This is a genomic window from Proteus faecis, from assembly GCF_030286765.1.
Lineage (GTDB): Bacteria > Pseudomonadota > Gammaproteobacteria > Enterobacterales > Enterobacteriaceae > Proteus > Proteus faecis.
In genome coordinates this window covers 1-17,100 of the sequence record NZ_JASVWV010000013.1, presented here as the reverse complement: position 1 = coordinate 17,100, position 17,100 = coordinate 1, and the positions used below count along the sequence as shown (strand labels likewise).

Genomic DNA, 17,100 nt, shown 5'->3' with positions numbered 1-17,100 from the left:
TTAATGTATTAATCCTGTAATTTCGCAATCTCTTCACCAAAATCTCGAATATCTTCAAAACTACGATAAACAGAAGCAAAGCGAATATAAGCCACCTTATCAAGCTTTTTTAGTTGTTCCATAACAAAATTGCCAATTTCTTTTGAAGGGATTTCTCTTTCGCCCGTCGCTCTTAGTTGTGATTTGATATGGCTTATCGCAGCTTCAACATCATCTGAACTCACTGGACGCTTCTCTAATGCTTTAAGCATACCTCGACGAAGTTTCTCTTCATCAAAAGGCTCTCGTATTTCATCACTTTTCACAACACGAGGCATTACTAACTCTGCTACTTCAAAGGTAGTAAAGCGTTCATGACAAACAAGACATTGGCGACGACGGCGCACTTGTGAACCATCACCAACAAGTCTGGAATCAATTACCTTGGTATCTACGGCTCCACAAAATGGGCAATGCATAGTTATTCCTACTTTTGACAATACTCATAAACAGTGTACCTGTTCAGTGAACAAAAAACACCCTGTCAGTATACACTGGCAGGGTGTTTGCGATGTTTTATCAGAAAAACGCTCTATTATGGTAAGAGAGTTGTCTGATCGGCACCCTCTTTTTCCACTTTTTGTACAATCAAGTGTTCACGTTTCATGCCCATTTTAAGTGCTAATGCAGAAGCCACATAAATAGAAGAAATAGTACCGATTGAAACACCGATTAACATAACTAAAGAGAAGCCTTCAAGCATTGAACCACCGAAGATATACAGCATTAATACAACTAATAATGTTGTTGCTGATGTCATGATGGTACGGCTTAATGTCTGTGTAAGAGAAACGTTCATAATTTCATATGATGTTCCTCGACGAATTTTACGGAAGTTCTCACGAATACGATCCGATACAACGATACTATCGTTTAGTGAGTAACCGATAACAGACATCAATGACGCTACAATGGTTAAGTCAACTTCTATATGGAACAGTGAAAGCACACCCAGTGTGATCACCACGTCATGCGCAAGTGCAATAACCGCACCTAACGCCAAACGCCATTCAAAACGGAATCCAACATAGATAAGAATACAGATAAGTGCGGATAATAACGCCATTGCACCTGTTTGAGCCAATTCGCTTCCCACGCTTGGCCCAACAAATTCAATACGTTTTACCACTGCATCGTTATCAACTTCAGCATTGATAACATCGATGACTTTCTTACCTAATTCTTGACCAGCCTGTCCTTCAACAGGAGGCATACGCACCATAATATCGCGACTGCTACCAAAGTTTTGTAACAGAGGATCTTTAAAGCCCGCAACATCTAGGCTATCACGCATTTTATCAAGGTCGGCTGGTTGACTGAGATTGATCTCAATGACTGTACCACCTGTAAAATCTAATCCCCAGTTAAATCCTTTCATCGAAATGATAGCGATTGACGCTATCAAAAGCAGAATCGAAATACTAAAGGCAACGTTGTCCCAACGCATAAAGTCAATGACTTTACGACCATGGTTTAATTGTTCAACAGTATAATCCTGTGCCACAACGTGCTCCTTAAATAGACAGTTTCTTAACGCGTTTACCACCATACAGCAGGTTTACAATCGCACGAGTACCGACGATAGCTGTAAACATGGATGTTGCAACCCCGATTGCTGTTGTGATAGCAAAGCCTTTAATTGAGCCGGTACCGACTGCATAAAGGATCACAGCTGTAATCAATGTGGTTAAGTTAGCATCAATAATACTGGAGAAGGCGCCTTTATAACCTTCATGGATTGCTTGTTGCACTGATCGACCATTACGTAACTCTTCTTTGATACGTTCGTTTATCAGTACGTTGGCATCGACAGCAACGGCAAGTGTTAAAACGATACCCGCAATACCTGGCATGGTCAGTGTTGCTCCCGGTAATAGTGACATTACCCCAACAATTAACACTAAGTTTGCCATTAATGCAGTACTCGCAATCACACCAAATTTACGATAATAAATTATCATAAAGGCAACAGACGCAATCAGACCCCATAAACACGCTTCTAAACCTTGAGTAATATTTTGCAGACCCAAAGTTGGACCAATGGTTCTTTCTTCAACGATTTGAATAGGTGCAATCAACGCACCAGCACGTAATAACAGAGATAATTGACGTGCTTCATTCGCATTTGAAATACCCGTAATACGGAAACTATTTCCTAGACGACTTTGAATATTCGCAACGTTGATAATTTCTTCGCTTTTAACCAATATAGCACGGTCATTCTCATCGCGTTTACCGCTGTCTTTATACTCTACGAACAGTGTTGCCATCGGTTTACCGACATTGTCCTTCGTAAAGTTAGACATGATAGAACCACCCGCGCTATCAAGTGAAATATTCACTTGAGGTTGACCATATTCATCAGCTTGAGAAGTTGAGTCAGTAATGTGGTCACCCGTTAAAATAACGCGTTTATAAAGAATAGTTGGTCTACCTTCGCGGGTATATTTCACTTCTGAATCGCCCGGAATACGACCAGTTTCTAAAGCGGAAGGATCAACGGTGGTATTGACTAAACGGAATTCTAATGTTGCTGTCGCACCTAAGATTTCTTTAGCACGCGCGGTATCTTGGATACCAGGCAATTCAACAACAATTCGGTCAGCACCTTGACGTTGAACTAATGGCTCAGCAACACCTAACTGGTTAACACGATTACGTAAGATAGTGATGTTTTGCTGTACTGCATAAGTACGCGCATCACGTAAACGTTCGTCAGTAAAAATAGCGCTTAATGAGTTATTTGCACCATCTCTAAAAATAAGATCTTGATTACGACGAGCTAGGTAATCTGAAGCTTTAGAGCGATCATCCGAATTACGGAAACGAATTTCAACGCCATAGTTATCCGTTTTACGGATAGATGAATATGGAATGCCTTCATCACGTAATAATGTACGTAGGCTTTCAACATTTTGTTCCTGAAGTTTACCTAACGCGGTTTCCATATCAACTTCCATCAAGAAGTGAACACCACCACGTAAGTCTAACCCCAGTTTCATCGGCTCACCGCCAATGGCTTCTAACCATTTTGGTGTTGCCGGTGCAAGGTTAAGTGCAACAATGAATTGGTCACCTAATGCAGGCAACAATACTTCACGGGCACGTAACTGAATATCAGGGTTACCGAAACGAGCTAAAATCGCACCATTTTCAAGTGCAATAGACTTCGCTTCAATTTTTTCTTTATCTAATAAAGATCGAACTTGATCCAGTGTTTGCTCATTGGCGGCGGTTCCCCGCGCGCCAGTGATTTGAACAGCCGGATCCTCACCATATAGGTTAGGAAGTGCGTAAAGCAGACCGATGAGGATAGCGGCTATCAACATCAGGTACTTCCACAAAGGATAACGGTTTAGCACGGCAGTTCCCTTTTCCCTTTGGGGAAATGTTATTAAATAGCTTTCATTGTGCCTTTAGGTAATACAGCGGCAACAAAGTCACGTTTGATAGTTACTTCAGTTGTTTCATTCAGAGCAACAACGATATAGCCGTTATCTGAAACCTTAACAACACGACCAATTAAACCACCTGTCGTTAAAACTTCATCACCTTTACCAATAGAATCCATCAGTTTACGATGTTCTTTAGTACGTTTTTGCTGTGGACGTAGGATCATAAAATAGAAAATCAGAATAAAGATCACTAACATTGGTAAAATAGACATAAAGCTAGCTTCAGGTGCTGCTTGTCCAGCAGAAGCAACAGCATCAGAAATGAAAAAACTCATTCACTTTTCCTCATTGTTGTCGATATCGACGATATTCAAGTTATAAGCCCAATATCATACACAGAATTGGGCTTTCTCGTATACATTATTCACACTTAGTCGCACTGCCATTTAGCGGTGGGACGGGTTTTCCAATACGTTCGTAGAATTCGTGTACAAACTCTTCAAAACGCGAATCTTCAATAGACTGACGAATTTCAGCCATTAAACGCTGATAATAACGCAAGTTGTGGATAGTGTTCAGCCTTGCACCTAAAATTTCGTTACAACGATCAAGATGATGTAAATAAGCACGGCTATAATTTTTACAGGTATAGCAGTCACAATGTTCATCAAGCGTTGATGTGTCAGAGCGATGTTTTGCATTACGAATTTTAATGACACCATCGGTTACAAACAGATGGCCATTTCGTGCATTTCGCGTTGGCATAACACAGTCAAACATATCAATACCACGACGAACACCTTCAACTAAATCTTCTGGTTTACCAACTCCCATTAAATAACGCGGTTTATTCGCAGGAATTTGAGGGCAGACATGCTCTAAAATGCGGTGCATATCTTCTTTAGGCTCACCGACTGCAAGGCCGCCGACAGCGTAACCGTCAAAACCGATTTCGACTAGTCCTTTTACTGAGATATCACGTAAATCTTCGTAAACACCACCTTGAATAATACCGAATAATGAATTTTTGTTATTAAGTTCATCAAAGCGCGCACGACTACGTTTAGCCCAACGTAATGACATCTCCATTGAGTTTTTTGCATAATCCCAATCTGAAGGATATGGCGTACACTCATCAAAAATCATCACAATGTCAGAACCCAAATCGTATTGGATTTCCATTGATTTTTCTGGGCTTAAAAAAATCTTTTCGCCATTAATTGGGTTACGGAAATGAACACCCTCTTCTTTAATTTTACGCATCGCGCCTAAACTAAAGACTTGGAAACCGCCTGAGTCCGTTAAAATAGGGCCTTGCCATTGCATAAAATCATGTAAATCACCATGTAACTTCATGATTTCTTGACCAGGGCGTAACCATAAATGGAAAGTATTACCTAAAAGAATTTGTGCACCTGTTGCTTTCACTTCTTCAGGTGTCATTCCTTTTACTGTGCCGTAAGTACCCACAGGCATAAATGCAGGTGTTTCAACAACACCACGTTCAAAAATAAGGCGACCGCGGCGAGCATTACCGTCGGTTTTATCTAATTCGTATTTCACTCATCCTCCAAGCATCAGAAAAACAGTCCAATGCGTAATAAAAAACAGCACATTCTAATCATTTGTTAGACGGCTGTATATGTTACTTCAACAAAAATCGAGCTGAGTCAAAGGGATTAAGCAATAAAATTGAAATAACAATTCATAAAACGAAGAAAAACGTTAAAAAATAATAAATCTTTATTCCTGTCCTACTTTTTCATTGATAGCTAAAGGATTACAAGTAATAAACATCGCATCACCATAACTGAAAAAACGATACTCTTGCTCAACGGCCTCTTTATAAGCATTCATGGTATTTTTATACCCAGCAAAAGCAGAAACCAGCATGATTAAAGTCGATTCAGGCAAATGGAAGTTCGTAATCAATGCATCAATAATTTGATATTGATAACCCGGATAAATAAAGATTTGAGTATCGTCGAAGAAAGGTGCTATTAATGCATCTTTTGCTGCTTTCGCGGCACTTTCTAATGAACGAACCGAAGTTGTTCCCACAGCAATCACTCTATTACCACGCGCTTTACACGCTAATACAGCCTCAACCACTTCTTGTGGTACTTCTGCGTATTCAGAATGCATTGTGTGTTCTTCGATATTATCCACACGCACGGGTTGGAAAGTCCCCGCACCAACATGCAGTGTGACAAATGCCATCTCAACGCCTTTTTCTTTTAAGGCTTGCAGTAATGGTTCATCAAAATGTAATCCCGCAGTTGGTGCTGCAACAGCACCTGGACGCTCATTATAAACCGTTTGATAAAGCTCTTTATCAGACTCTTCATCAGGACGATCAATATAAGGAGGTAACGGCATATGCCCAATGCTATTCAGGATAGTAAGAACATCTCTTTCATCATCAAAGCGAATTTCAAAAAGTGTATCATGACGCGCAACCATAGTTGCTTGTACGCTTTCATCTTCACCTAACACAAGCGCAGCGCCTTCTTTCGGTGATTTAGAGGCTCTAACATGAGCAAGGACACGATGTTCATCAAGCATACGCTCAACCAACACTTCGATTTTACCACCTGACGCTTTACGTCCATAAATACGTGCAGGGATCACCCGAGTATTATTAAAAACCAGCAGATCACCGGCATTTATTTTATCTAACACATCGGTAAAAACACCGTGTGATAAGGCACCAGTCTTACCTTCTAATGAGAGCAAACGACAACCACTACGTTGAGGTTGTGGATAGTGAGCAATCAAGGCCTCTGGCAATTCAAATGTAAAGTCTGATACACGCATAATTAAACGACTACTTTCATAAAAAACAGGCGGACTAGTCTAGTGCTGCCAGCTTATCAGTGCAACAAAGAAGCCCTTTTTTATTCAAAAAGCGCTATGATGATGTGATGAATTATCTTGCTCACTTACATCTAGCCTTTAGAGCAAAAAGCTCTCTATTAGGTAATATGATGGCAGATTATATTAAAGGCGCTCCTAGCTCTGATTACAGTCAAGCTGTTATTGAGGGCATTCGTATGCATAGACGTATTGATGTACTCACCGACACTCATCCATTAGTCAAACAAGCTCGTCTTTTATTTCCAGATGAATATCGCCGAGTTTCACCGATTACCTTAGATGTTTTTTGGGATCATTTTCTTTCTTTAAATTGGTCAACATTCGAACCGGATATCCCCTTAACAAAATTTGTCACCCAAACCCGAAATATTATTGAACCTGATTTATGGCAAACACCTGAAAAATTTCAAGAGCTCAATGAGTATCTGTGGTCGCAATCTTGGTTAATTCGTTACGCAGACAAAGCATACATTGCTCAAACATTGAAAGGAATGGCGAGAAGAAGACCACGATTAAGTGCACTAGCGGGCTCTTATATTGTACTCGAAACACATTACAATGAATTGAGTGAGATTTTTTGGCAGTTTTATCCGCAATTGCTAGAAAGAGCACAGCATCACCAACTTGATGACTGATACATTTAACTACCATTTTGAGTTTCATCTTTTTGTCATATTGTAGGATTACATTCGATATATCAAACAGATGCAAAGTCAATTTATCATATTATTCGTAACGATTTGTTAACAAGCATAGTATTCATTTCCAAAGTTGATTAGAATGAATCGTTATACAAGGAGTCATAAATAATCCTACTTTATTGTATTAAGTTGATAACTATAATCTATCAAATAGATTGTTCTGATTAACTTTATCAATAGCGATTGATTATTTATGCTGTATGCATCATTTAAAAACAGGGTACACACTCTAAATAATTCGAAGTATAGCTAGGCGACAAGTGAATGAGTCAGTATGTGACTAGTGCGAATGAACGAAGTCAACAATGCTACAACTTGAAGTATGACGAGGATTTTACTCTAAATAATTCGAGGTGTAGCTAGGCGACAAGTGAATGAGTCGCTAGGAGCATACAGTAGTATGTGACTAGTGCGAATGAACGAAGTCAACAACGCTACAACTTGAAGTATGACGAGGATTTTACTCTAAATAATTCGAGGTGTAGCTAGGTGACAAGTGAATGAGTTGCTAGGAGCATACAAAAGTATGTGACTAGTGCGAATGAACGAAGTCAACAACGCTACAACTTGAAGTATGACGAGGATAAATACCCTTAACTCTTTCAATCTACAGGAGTACATTATGGTTCTGGTTACTCGCAAAGCCCCTGATTTCACAGCTGCTGCCGTTTTAGGTAATGGTGAAATTGTTAATGATTTCAACCTGCATTCATTTATCAAAGGCAAACCTGCCGTTATTTTCTTCTGGCCAATGGATTTCACTTTCGTTTGCCCTTCAGAGCTGATTGCATTCGATCACCGTTTTGAAGAATTCAAAAAACGTGGTGTTGAAATCATCGGCGTTTCTATGGACTCAGAATTTGTTCATAACGCATGGCGTAAAACCCCAATTGATGATGGTGGTATTGGTGAAGTTAGATACCCAATGGTTGCTGATATCAAACATGACATCATCAAAGCTTACGGCATCGAACACCCAGAAGCGGGCGTTGCGCTACGTGGTTCATTCTTAATTGACAAAGAAGGCGTTGTTCGTCACCAAGTGGTTAACGATCTGCCATTAGGTCGTAACATTGATGAAATGATCCGTATGGTTGACGCACTGCAATTCCACGAAGAGCACGGCGATGTTTGCCCTGCACAGTGGGAAAAAGGTCAAGAAGGTATGGGTGCATCTCCAGATGGCGTAGCTAAATACCTGAAAGCAAACTCTGGCAAACTGTAATATTTCAGTAAGCTAATATATTTCTAAAAGCCTGTGAAAACAGGCTTTTTTCTTATTCAGCATTTATCCATTTATTGTTGATTGACTGTATTTATTACAACAACTAGTTATACACAAGATTATTGTTTACCTGCTTAAAGATAGTTTTGTGATCATCACATCAAAAAAAATTCTCATCACCAATAACCACTCTCTATACTTATTGTTACGCAATTGTTAATTCATATTAATAACAGCGTAAATCTCTATATTTGTATTTATTCAATATAACTCACTGTTATTGATGGAGATAATAATGATTACTATAAAAAGAACTCACCTGCTGTTACTCACTACCCTTTTTTCAACTTCACTCTATGCTGCTTATGAACCTGCTGTTGAAGCACAACACGGCATGGTTGTTTCTTCTCAACATTTAGCCTCTCAGGTAGGGAATGATATTTTACAAAAAGGAGGTAATGCGATTGATGCAGCCGTTGCAGTTGGCTATGCACAAGCAGTAGTCAATGCCTGCTGCGGTAATATTGGTGGTGGTGGTTTTATGACAATACACCTTGCTGACGGCACAAATACCTTTATCAATTTTAGGGAAACAGCGCCCGCCTCTGCTTCTAAAGATATGTATTTAGATAAAGAAGGTAATTTAGTTAAAGATGCCAGTCTATATGGCTATCTCGCCTCAGGCGTACCAGGTACAGTAAAAGGGCTCGACATAGCATTAGAAAAATACGGCACACTTTCGCGCCAAGATGTTATGGCACCGGCCATTAAACTGGCAAGAGAAGGTTATATCTTAACGCGTGCTGATACTGATGTGTTAGAAACGACAACAGAACGCTTCAAACAAGATCCAGAGTCTGCAAAAATTTTCTTAAAACCTGATGGAACACCATGGCAACCCGGTGATCGCCTTATTCAAACTGATTTAGCGAATACATTAGAATTAATCGCAAACCAAGGTGCTGATGCATTCTATCAAGGCGAAATACCTAAAAAAGTTGAAGAAGCATCAAAACAACATAATGGTCTATTAACTCAAGAAGATTTTGCTAACTTTACTATCACAGAAACCAAACCTATCACCTGTACTTACCGAGGTTATGAGTTTATTTCTGCGCCACCGCCAAGTTCAGGCGGAGTCACTATCTGCCAAACACTGAATATTTTGGAAGGTTATGATCTTAAATCAATGGGCTTTAATTCAGCTGAATATGTTCATACTCTAACTGAAGCAATGCGTCACGCTTATATGGATAGAAACACCTTTCTTGGCGATCCACAATTTATTAAAAATCCAACAGAGAAACTACTCAGTAAAACCTATGCCACAGAAATCCGCCAACAAATCATGCCAAATAAAGCGACACCTTCAGAGAAGGTACAACCAGGGATCGCTCCTCATGAAAGCCCTGAGACAACACACTACTCCGTTATAGATAAAAATGGTAACGCAGTATCAACGACTTATACGATAAATGGTCGTTTCGGTGCGGTTGTCATCGCTCCGGGAACGGGTTTTTTTCTCAACAATGAGATGGATGATTTTACCACCAAAGTCGGCGAGAAAAATCTCTATGGTTTAGTACAAGGTGAACGCAATAGTATTGCACCATTAAAACGCCCATTGTCATCAATGAGCCCAACGATTGTGACGAAAGAAGGTAAGCCATTTCTTATTTTAGGATCGCCAGGCGGTTCTCGCATTATCTCAATCACCTTACAAACTGCGCTGAATATCATTGAATTTGGTATGCCACCACAAGAAGCGGTTAATAGCCCTCGTATTCACCATCAATGGTTGCCAGATGAGGTTTATTATGAGCAACGAGGATTATCAAAAGACACATTAGAAAAACTCGCCTCCATGGGATATAAAATGGTAGAACAAACTCCATGGGGAGCAGCTGAATTGATTATGGTTGGACTCCCCGGAGAAGATGGGGTGATCCCAGCTTCATCAGGTAATGATTCCGCTGTATCGGGTGCAGTACGTGAAGGTTATCTCTATGGTTCAAACGATGTTCGTCGCCCTGCCGGTAAAGCTGTGGGTTACTAACCATAAAATGACATCATAGAGCTCAGAAAAGAAACCTTATCTTGATTAGATAAGGTTTCTTTTTTTATAAAAATGATCTAGTCATGGTTTTACAATTTATTCATATATTTTTCTATTAATAATAATCAACACCAGATTTTGATTAAATAAATAATTAACATTAAATATCAATTTATTATTAAAATAATAATATTAGATAAAATATAAGAGCAAATCACCTTTTATTTAATTTCAACAATAGAATATATATAAATAGTAGTTATTCTCTTTCGTAATTACAGACAAAAATAATAATCATTTAATTAAATAAAATTAATAACACTCGCTATTTTTATTTCTATGATAGCAATCACAGTATTAAATTTTTAATAACCACACTATCAAAGAGTGATAATAAAAAAACGAAAAAGTGGGGATAACACATTGTAAATACAAATATTTAACATTTCATCACAATATATTTTTTATCGTAAAAAGAGTTGAAATTAATAATATATCCCTTAAACACATCGTTATTATCTTTTTTATATAACGATAAAGCAAGCGGATAAATAAATAATTTATCATCACAACTTATTTCTTATTAAATTAGTTAAGCGGAGATAAATATTAATGTCTGATACACATCATCGTCCAATCTTAGATATTGGGCTATCAAGACTAGAGTTTCTGCGAATATCCGGTAAAGGGCTGGCAGGGATCACAATAGCACCCGCATTGCTTTCTCTTTTAGGTTGTAAGCAAGAAGAGATAGACAGTGGCATTATTCAGCTAACCACTACACCTAAAGGTGTTTTAGTGACGAATAGAGCACGTTGTACGGGTTGTCACCGTTGTGAAACCGCATGTACAACATGGAATGATGGCAGTGTAGGTTCATTCTTCTCTCGCACAAAAATCCATCGTCATTTTTATTTTGGTGATAAAGGTATTGGCTCCGGTGGTGGGCTTTATGGCGATTTAAACTTTACAACAGACACTTGCCGCCAATGTAAAGATCCTGAATGTATGAAGGTCTGCCCAGTAAAAGCTATCCGTTATCAAGAAGAGTTCGGCTGTATTGTCGTTGATACACGTCGTTGTATTGGTTGTGCCGCCTGTACAACAGCTTGTCCGTGGATGATGGCAACCGTCAACCCACAAACTAAAAAATCCGGCAAATGTAATTTATGTGGTGAATGTGCATCAGCGTGCCCAACAGGTGCTCTGCAAATCATTGAATGGAAAGAAATTACTGTTTAATAAATCCAGACAATCACATAACTGAACCACATTTAGATTAGGAAGCAATATTATGATTAACGGCTGGACTGGAAATATTCTAAGAATCAATTTAACTACCGGTGCCATCACTCGTGAAAGCTCAAGTAAATTTAAATCCTTAATTGGTGGAATGGGCTTTGGCTACAAAATTATGTACGACGAAGTGGGCCCAGGAGTTAAACCTTTTGATGAAGAAAACAAAATTGTCTTCGCAGTAGGGCCTCTAACAGGATCAGGTGCACCTTGTAGCTCCCGCGTCAATATCACTTCTCTTTCCACTTTTACTCGTGGCAATCTTGTCGTTGATGCCCATATGGGAGGTTTTTTTGCCGCATGGATGAAATTTGCCGGCTATGATGCACTAATTATTGAAGGTAAATCAGATAATCCTGCTTGGATCCATATTGACGATGACCAAGTCTCTATTCAAGATGCCTCTTTCTTATGGGGTAAAGGTGTTCGCCAAACGACAGAAGAGTTATGTGCTCAAACAAGTCCTGAGGCTTGTGTCGCAGCCATAGGTCCGGCGGGTGAAAATCTCGTACCTTTATCTGGCATCATTAATAGCCGTAACCACAGTGGTGGTGCGGGGATTGGTGCTGTATTAGGTGCTAAAAAATTAAAAGCCATTGTTGTTGAAGGTAGCCGAGGCGTTAACGTTGCAGACCGTAAAGCGTTAAAAGAACTGAACGACTATATGATGACACAACTCATTGGCTCTAATAACAACCACGTTGTACCAAGTACCCCACAATCATGGGCAGAATATTCACATCCTGGCTCTCGCTGGAATGCACGTAAAGGGTTATATTGGGGCGCTGCTGAAGGTGGTCCAATTGAAACCGGTGAAATCCCTCCTGGTGATATCAATACTGTTGGTTTCAGAACCATGAAATCGACTTTTGACTTAGGACCAGAAGCAGAAGAATACACCGTAAAAATGGGAGGATGTCACTCTTGCCCTATTCGCTGTATGGCGCAACTTAACGTTCCACAAGCGAAAAAATTTGGTGTGCCGCAAACAGGCGGAAACACTTGTGTTGCTAACTTCGTTCATACAACGATCTTCCCTAATGGCCCTAAAGATGTAGAGAAAAAAGGCGATGGTAACGTCGTTGGTAACCTTGTTGGCCTGAATATTTTTGATGATATGGGTTTATGGTGTAACTACGGCCAACTTCATCGTGACTTCACTTATTGTTATACCCACGGTGTCTTTAAACGCGTTCTTTCTGAAGAGGAATATAATGATATTCCTTGGGATAAGCTTGAAGAAGGTAATCCTGAATTTATCAAAGATTTCTATTATCGCTTAGCGCACCGTAAAGGTGAATTTAGTCACCTAGCTGATGGCTCTTACCTCATTGCGCAACGCTGGAACTTAGGTGAAGAGTATTGGGCGAACAAGAAAAACAAACTTTGGTCACCAATGGGCTTCCCAATTCACCACGCCAATGAAGCCTCTGCTCAAGTTGGTTCTATCGTTAACTGTATGTTTAACCGCGATGCAATGACACATACCCATATCAACTATATCGGCAGCGGTTTACCACTGAAACTACAAAAAGAGATTGCAGGTGAGCTATTTGGCTCTGGTGATGCTTTTGATGAAACCAAAAACTATACACCAATCAATAAAGCCAAAATTGCTTATACCAAATGGACTATTTTGCGTAGCTGCTTACACGATGCTGTCACCTTATGTAACTGGGTATGGCCAATGACCGTTTCTCCTCATAAGAGTCGTAATTATCGTGGTGACTTAGAAATGGAGGCTAAATTCTTTACCGCCATCACGGGTGAACCAACGACCTCTAAAGATCTGGATTTAGCCTCAGAGCGTATCTTCACGCTACACCGCGCTTATACAGTCAAATTAATGAACACCATGGATATGCGTAATGAGCACGACCAAATCTGCTCATGGGTATTTGATAAAGATCCCGATATTCCAGTCTTTACCGAAGGTACAGACAAAATGGACCGAGAAGACATGCAGCTCTCTCTCACCATGTTCTATGAAGAAATGGGCTGGGATCCTAACTTAGGTTGCCCAACAAAAGAAACGTTAGTTCGCCTTGGATTACAAGATATTGCAGACGATTTATCGTCTCGTGGTTTATTACCAAGTTAATCGGTAAAAGAAGGAGATCATGATGATAGAACAAAATGCATCGGCTTCTATACCACAAGATATCGCTGATGATTCAGATATTGCTTCCGAGCAACCTGATATCTCTCGTCGACGTTGGTTACTACCACTATCAGAAACAGGTGTTGGACGTAATGCTAACACCTCAACAGATATCGTAGAAGAACCCGTTGCAGAGGTAGCAGAATTATCTGCCGAACAACATCTAGCGAATGCAATTCGTCAATGTTCAAAAGATGGTGAACTATTAGCAATTTCAACGCTGTATGATGCGCCCTATTCTCTGACTGAAGAGGATATTGTGCAGTTAAAAACCGCGTTAAAGAGCGACGAGTTTATTGATATCGCCCATTTAAGTCTCAATGACGAGGATTATTTCTACTCTGATGAATTTATGTCAGATAACTTCGCACAACTGCAATTATTAAACCGCCATGCGGATATTTGTACAGCAATTGCAGGTGTGGTTCGTTTTGAATGCGAAACCTATCCTCGACCATTGAAACAAAGCATGTTGATGTCTGAACCTTTTCACTATACGGCTTCAGAGATTGAAGATGCACTGACACTGATGAAAACTCACCCTGATTTTCAGGATATTCAGCAAGTTTTAGCATCCAACGATGCCCCTTATCTCTTTAGCAATACGTTAATGAGTTATGGCAAAGCACGAGGCTTAACTGAATGGATTGAGGTAGAACAACATGAAAATCCTTAATGTTCTACTTTATCAACGAAATTCGATGTGGGTATTACAACATCATCAGACTGAGGAGCAAAAATAATGCGTGTTTCTCGCCGTAAATTTGTAGCCGGTATGGGATCGGTCATTTTTTTCAGTGCGCCACTAGGAAGTGCGCTTGCAGCAACAACAGAAAAAAAACCAATCCGCTATGCCATGATCCACGATGAGACGCTCTGTAATGGCTGTAATATCTGCGCCACTGCATGTCGTCGATTAAATAAAGTACCTAATGGTATGGCGCGAATGGATATTGCTCATATTCCATTAAGCCTCAAAGAAGATAACGATAAATACCATTTCTTTAGACACTCTTGCCAACAATGTGAAGATGCCCCATGTATCTCGGTTTGTCCTACAGGTGCTTCTTGGCGTGATGAAACCAATGGCATTGTTCGTGTTAATAAAGAGAAATGTATTGGTTGTAGCTATTGTATATCAGCATGCCCATACCAAGTCCGTTATCTTAACCCAGTGACACAGGTTGCTGATAAATGTGATTTTTGTCTTGAGTCTCGATTACAAAAAGGTTTCCCACCGATTTGTGTGAGTGCTTGTCCACAAAATGCTTTGTTATTTGGTAGAGAAGACAGCCCTCAAATTCAAGAATGGCTCAAGACACACGATTACTATATTTATCAACTTGATGGTGTAGGGAAACCGCATCTCTACCGCCGTGTAGGGCCTCATATTCAAGAGGAGGGTAAAGTATGAGTGCTGTTAATATCATGCCAAATGCCGAGCAATTCCAAGCCTCACTAAAAGAGTATGTCTTAATTTACACACCCGACTACTTACCACTTTGGTTAATCGTTGCAGGCGTACTTTTAGTTGGAATGTTGCTTGTTCTTGCACTGCATGGCTTCTTGCGTTATCGCTTTGCCACTCCACATGGTGGATCGCATAAAGAAGAGAAGCTCTATCTTTACTCTAAAGCGGTTCGTTTGTGGCACTGGAGTAATGCCTCTTTATTTATTCTGTTGCTTCTAAGTGGTGGGATTAACCATTTTGCCTTACTTTCAGCCCACGATACGGCGTTATTAGTCAGTGTTCATGAAATTTGTGGTTATCTGCTCTTAGTATGCTGGTTATCTTTTGTATTGATCAATATTGTTGGTGGTAATGGTAAATTTTATCGTATTGACGGTAAAAATTGGTTACAACGCGCTTTAATGCAAATTCGTTTTTACCTCTACGGCATTATCAAAGGCGAAGATCACCCCTTTCCTGCAACCCCCAACGTTAAATTTAATCCACTGCAACAAATGGCTTATTTAGGTGTGATGTATGCATTAGTTCCACTACTGTTGATAACCGGTATTTTACTGCAAAACCCAGCACTTATTCCTGCTGATGCCGTAATGTTTAAAGCATGGTTATTAATCACGCACCAAATATTAGCAGTATGTAGTGTCTTTTTTATCATTGGTCACCTTTATCTGTGTACAACTGGAAAAACGCCATTCCAAACATTTCGCAGTATGGTTGATGGTTACCATAGACACTAATTAATACATGGATTAAGGAGCTTATATGTCAGTCCCTTCAAAGGAAAATATTCGATTAACAAAAAAAGACTTACGACAACTGCATGTTTCAACTTCGCTTTATCGTTGGTTTTTGCGTTATTTTCCTGATGGAGGCACTTACAGTGCTATCCATAGTGAGTTAATAAAACAGCGCCGTACACAGTGGATAGAAAGCCTTATTCAATATATTTATTTACGTCATTTTAGAGAAGTATCCTTTGCCAAACAGGAACAAGAAGTCATAGAAAACCTCTTGTTCCTGCTCGGCAATGAACAACAGCAAGGCGTGACATTACAACGTTTGCCCTATCACAACACGTTGCCAACATCTGAAAACATTCAATTTTCTACCGAATGGCATCAATTGATCTTAAAAAGTCAGCAACTAAGTACCGATCTTGCTTTGTGTGGGAATAATAATATTGTGGCTTTTTCTGGCGATGAAAATAGCATTGCCAACACAGGTTATAGCAATCAACTAATGGTTACTGGCTTTGCAGGAAAAATAGCTAATACAGGAAATCAGTGTCGTATTGGGAGTTTAGGCGGACGCTCCCGCATTTCTAATAGTGGCAATGATGTCAAAATTTATGCCGCAGGTAATGGTGTTCATATTGCAAACAGTGGCATGCGCAATTTTATTACGGCCTCTCAAGATAGAGCAAAAATCACTAACACAGGTGATTTAGCGCAGATCAATGTGACTGGAAAAAACGCAGTAGCAATTAACACTGGCGATAACTGCAAAATCACGGTATCTGGCGACAACAGTATTTGCATATCAACGGGTAATATAGAACAGTTCTGCCTAGGAAAAGGGGGTAGTGCCGTGATTGCTTATCATGACGGCAATCGTACTCGCTTTAAAATCTTCTATGAAGGTGAAGATGATATTGTTGCTGGCGTTTATTACTATTTAGATGAAAACCAACAACCTGTGGCAGAAAAACAGTATTCTGCAAATAAAATTTAATGAGCAACGTGACTGCTCCCTGCCCTGTCGGGCGAGGCTTCCCACTTCTTAGACCGCAACCGTCTGTGTGACGGATTTACGCTGGCCTCCATGGGCAGAAACGACGAGTCCCGCCGCTTGTAATTCCAGTATGCCCTTGCGTTCGATG

General features: G+C 39.8%; 15 protein-coding genes and 1 pseudogene. 9 read left to right on the top strand and 7 right to left on the bottom strand.

The features are described from left to right. Positions 1-8: 8 nt before the first annotated feature. From nrdR to queA, 6 genes are all read right to left on the bottom strand, one after another. On the bottom strand, positions 9-458 hold the full coding sequence (gene nrdR, locus QSH13_RS14910) for a transcriptional regulator NrdR (RefSeq protein WP_006535128.1): 450 nt from the start codon (positions 456-458) through the stop codon (positions 9-11). Positions 459-574: 116 nt separating this feature from the next. After that, positions 575-1,543, bottom strand: a complete 969-nt coding sequence (secF, locus tag QSH13_RS14905; protein ID WP_109397148.1) for a protein translocase subunit SecF — start codon at positions 1,541-1,543, stop codon at positions 575-577. Positions 1,544-1,553: 10 nt separating this feature from the next. Then, positions 1,554-3,401, bottom strand: a complete 1,848-nt coding sequence (gene secD / locus QSH13_RS14900; protein ID WP_109397147.1) for a protein translocase subunit SecD — start codon at positions 3,399-3,401, stop codon at positions 1,554-1,556. Positions 3,402-3,433: 32 nt separating this feature from the next. Continuing rightward, complete coding sequence (yajC, locus tag QSH13_RS14895; RefSeq protein ID WP_006535133.1) at positions 3,434-3,769, bottom strand: preprotein translocase subunit YajC; 336 nt, start codon at positions 3,767-3,769, stop codon at positions 3,434-3,436. Between the two features lie 85 nt (positions 3,770-3,854). Beyond that, positions 3,855-4,997, bottom strand: a complete 1,143-nt coding sequence (tgt, locus tag QSH13_RS14890; RefSeq protein ID WP_036911729.1) for a tRNA guanosine(34) transglycosylase Tgt — start codon at positions 4,995-4,997, stop codon at positions 3,855-3,857. 180 nt (positions 4,998-5,177) lie between these two features. Beyond that, complete coding sequence (gene queA, locus QSH13_RS14885; protein ID WP_109397146.1) at positions 5,178-6,251, bottom strand: tRNA preQ1(34) S-adenosylmethionine ribosyltransferase-isomerase QueA; 1,074 nt, start codon at positions 6,249-6,251, stop codon at positions 5,178-5,180. 107 nt (positions 6,252-6,358) lie between these two features. On the opposite strand from queA, the gene QSH13_RS14880 reads away from it, so the two are divergent. From QSH13_RS14880 to ydhT, 9 genes are all read left to right on the top strand, one after another. Continuing rightward, on the top strand, positions 6,359-6,946 hold the full coding sequence (locus QSH13_RS14880; RefSeq protein WP_109397193.1) for an acyl carrier protein phosphodiesterase: 588 nt from the start codon (positions 6,359-6,361) through the stop codon (positions 6,944-6,946). A gap of 688 nt (positions 6,947-7,634) precedes the next feature. Next, complete coding sequence (locus tag QSH13_RS14875) at positions 7,635-8,237, top strand: peroxiredoxin C (RefSeq protein WP_036911731.1); 603 nt, start codon at positions 7,635-7,637, stop codon at positions 8,235-8,237. A 295-nt stretch (positions 8,238-8,532) separates the two neighbouring features. Beyond that, a complete protein-coding gene (gene ggt / locus QSH13_RS14870) occupies positions 8,533-10,293 on the top strand; it encodes a gamma-glutamyltransferase (RefSeq protein ID WP_109397145.1) in 1,761 nt (586 codons plus the stop codon). A 612-nt stretch (positions 10,294-10,905) separates the two neighbouring features. Beyond that, positions 10,906-11,535, top strand: a complete 630-nt coding sequence (locus QSH13_RS14865; RefSeq protein ID WP_006535141.1) for a ferredoxin-like protein — start codon at positions 10,906-10,908, stop codon at positions 11,533-11,535. Between the two features lie 52 nt (positions 11,536-11,587). Further along, positions 11,588-13,690, top strand: a complete 2,103-nt coding sequence (locus tag QSH13_RS14860) for an aldehyde ferredoxin oxidoreductase (RefSeq protein ID WP_109397144.1) — start codon at positions 11,588-11,590, stop codon at positions 13,688-13,690. Between the two features lie 22 nt (positions 13,691-13,712). After that, positions 13,713-14,426, top strand: coding sequence for a YdhW family putative oxidoreductase system protein (locus QSH13_RS14855; protein ID WP_228407273.1), 714 nt, complete (start codon positions 13,713-13,715; stop codon positions 14,424-14,426). A gap of 66 nt (positions 14,427-14,492) precedes the next feature. After that, the gene (locus tag QSH13_RS14850) at positions 14,493-15,164 is read left to right on the top strand and encodes a 4Fe-4S dicluster domain-containing protein (RefSeq protein ID WP_185901696.1); all 672 of its coding nucleotides are present in this window, start codon (positions 14,493-14,495) and stop codon (positions 15,162-15,164) included. Next, on the top strand, positions 15,161-15,958 hold the full coding sequence (gene phsC, locus QSH13_RS14845; RefSeq protein WP_286039332.1) for a thiosulfate reductase cytochrome B subunit: 798 nt from the start codon (positions 15,161-15,163) through the stop codon (positions 15,956-15,958). Before QSH13_RS14850 ends, phsC begins: the two co-directional genes overlap by 4 nt. A 25-nt stretch (positions 15,959-15,983) precedes the next feature. Beyond that, on the top strand, positions 15,984-16,952 hold the full coding sequence (gene ydhT / locus QSH13_RS14840) for a protein YdhT (RefSeq protein WP_286039331.1): 969 nt from the start codon (positions 15,984-15,986) through the stop codon (positions 16,950-16,952). Between the two features lie 48 nt (positions 16,953-17,000). Here the strand turns inward: ydhT and QSH13_RS14835 are convergent. Further along, positions 17,001-17,100: pseudogene (locus QSH13_RS14835) on the bottom strand (RNA-guided endonuclease InsQ/TnpB family protein); the annotation flags it as partial.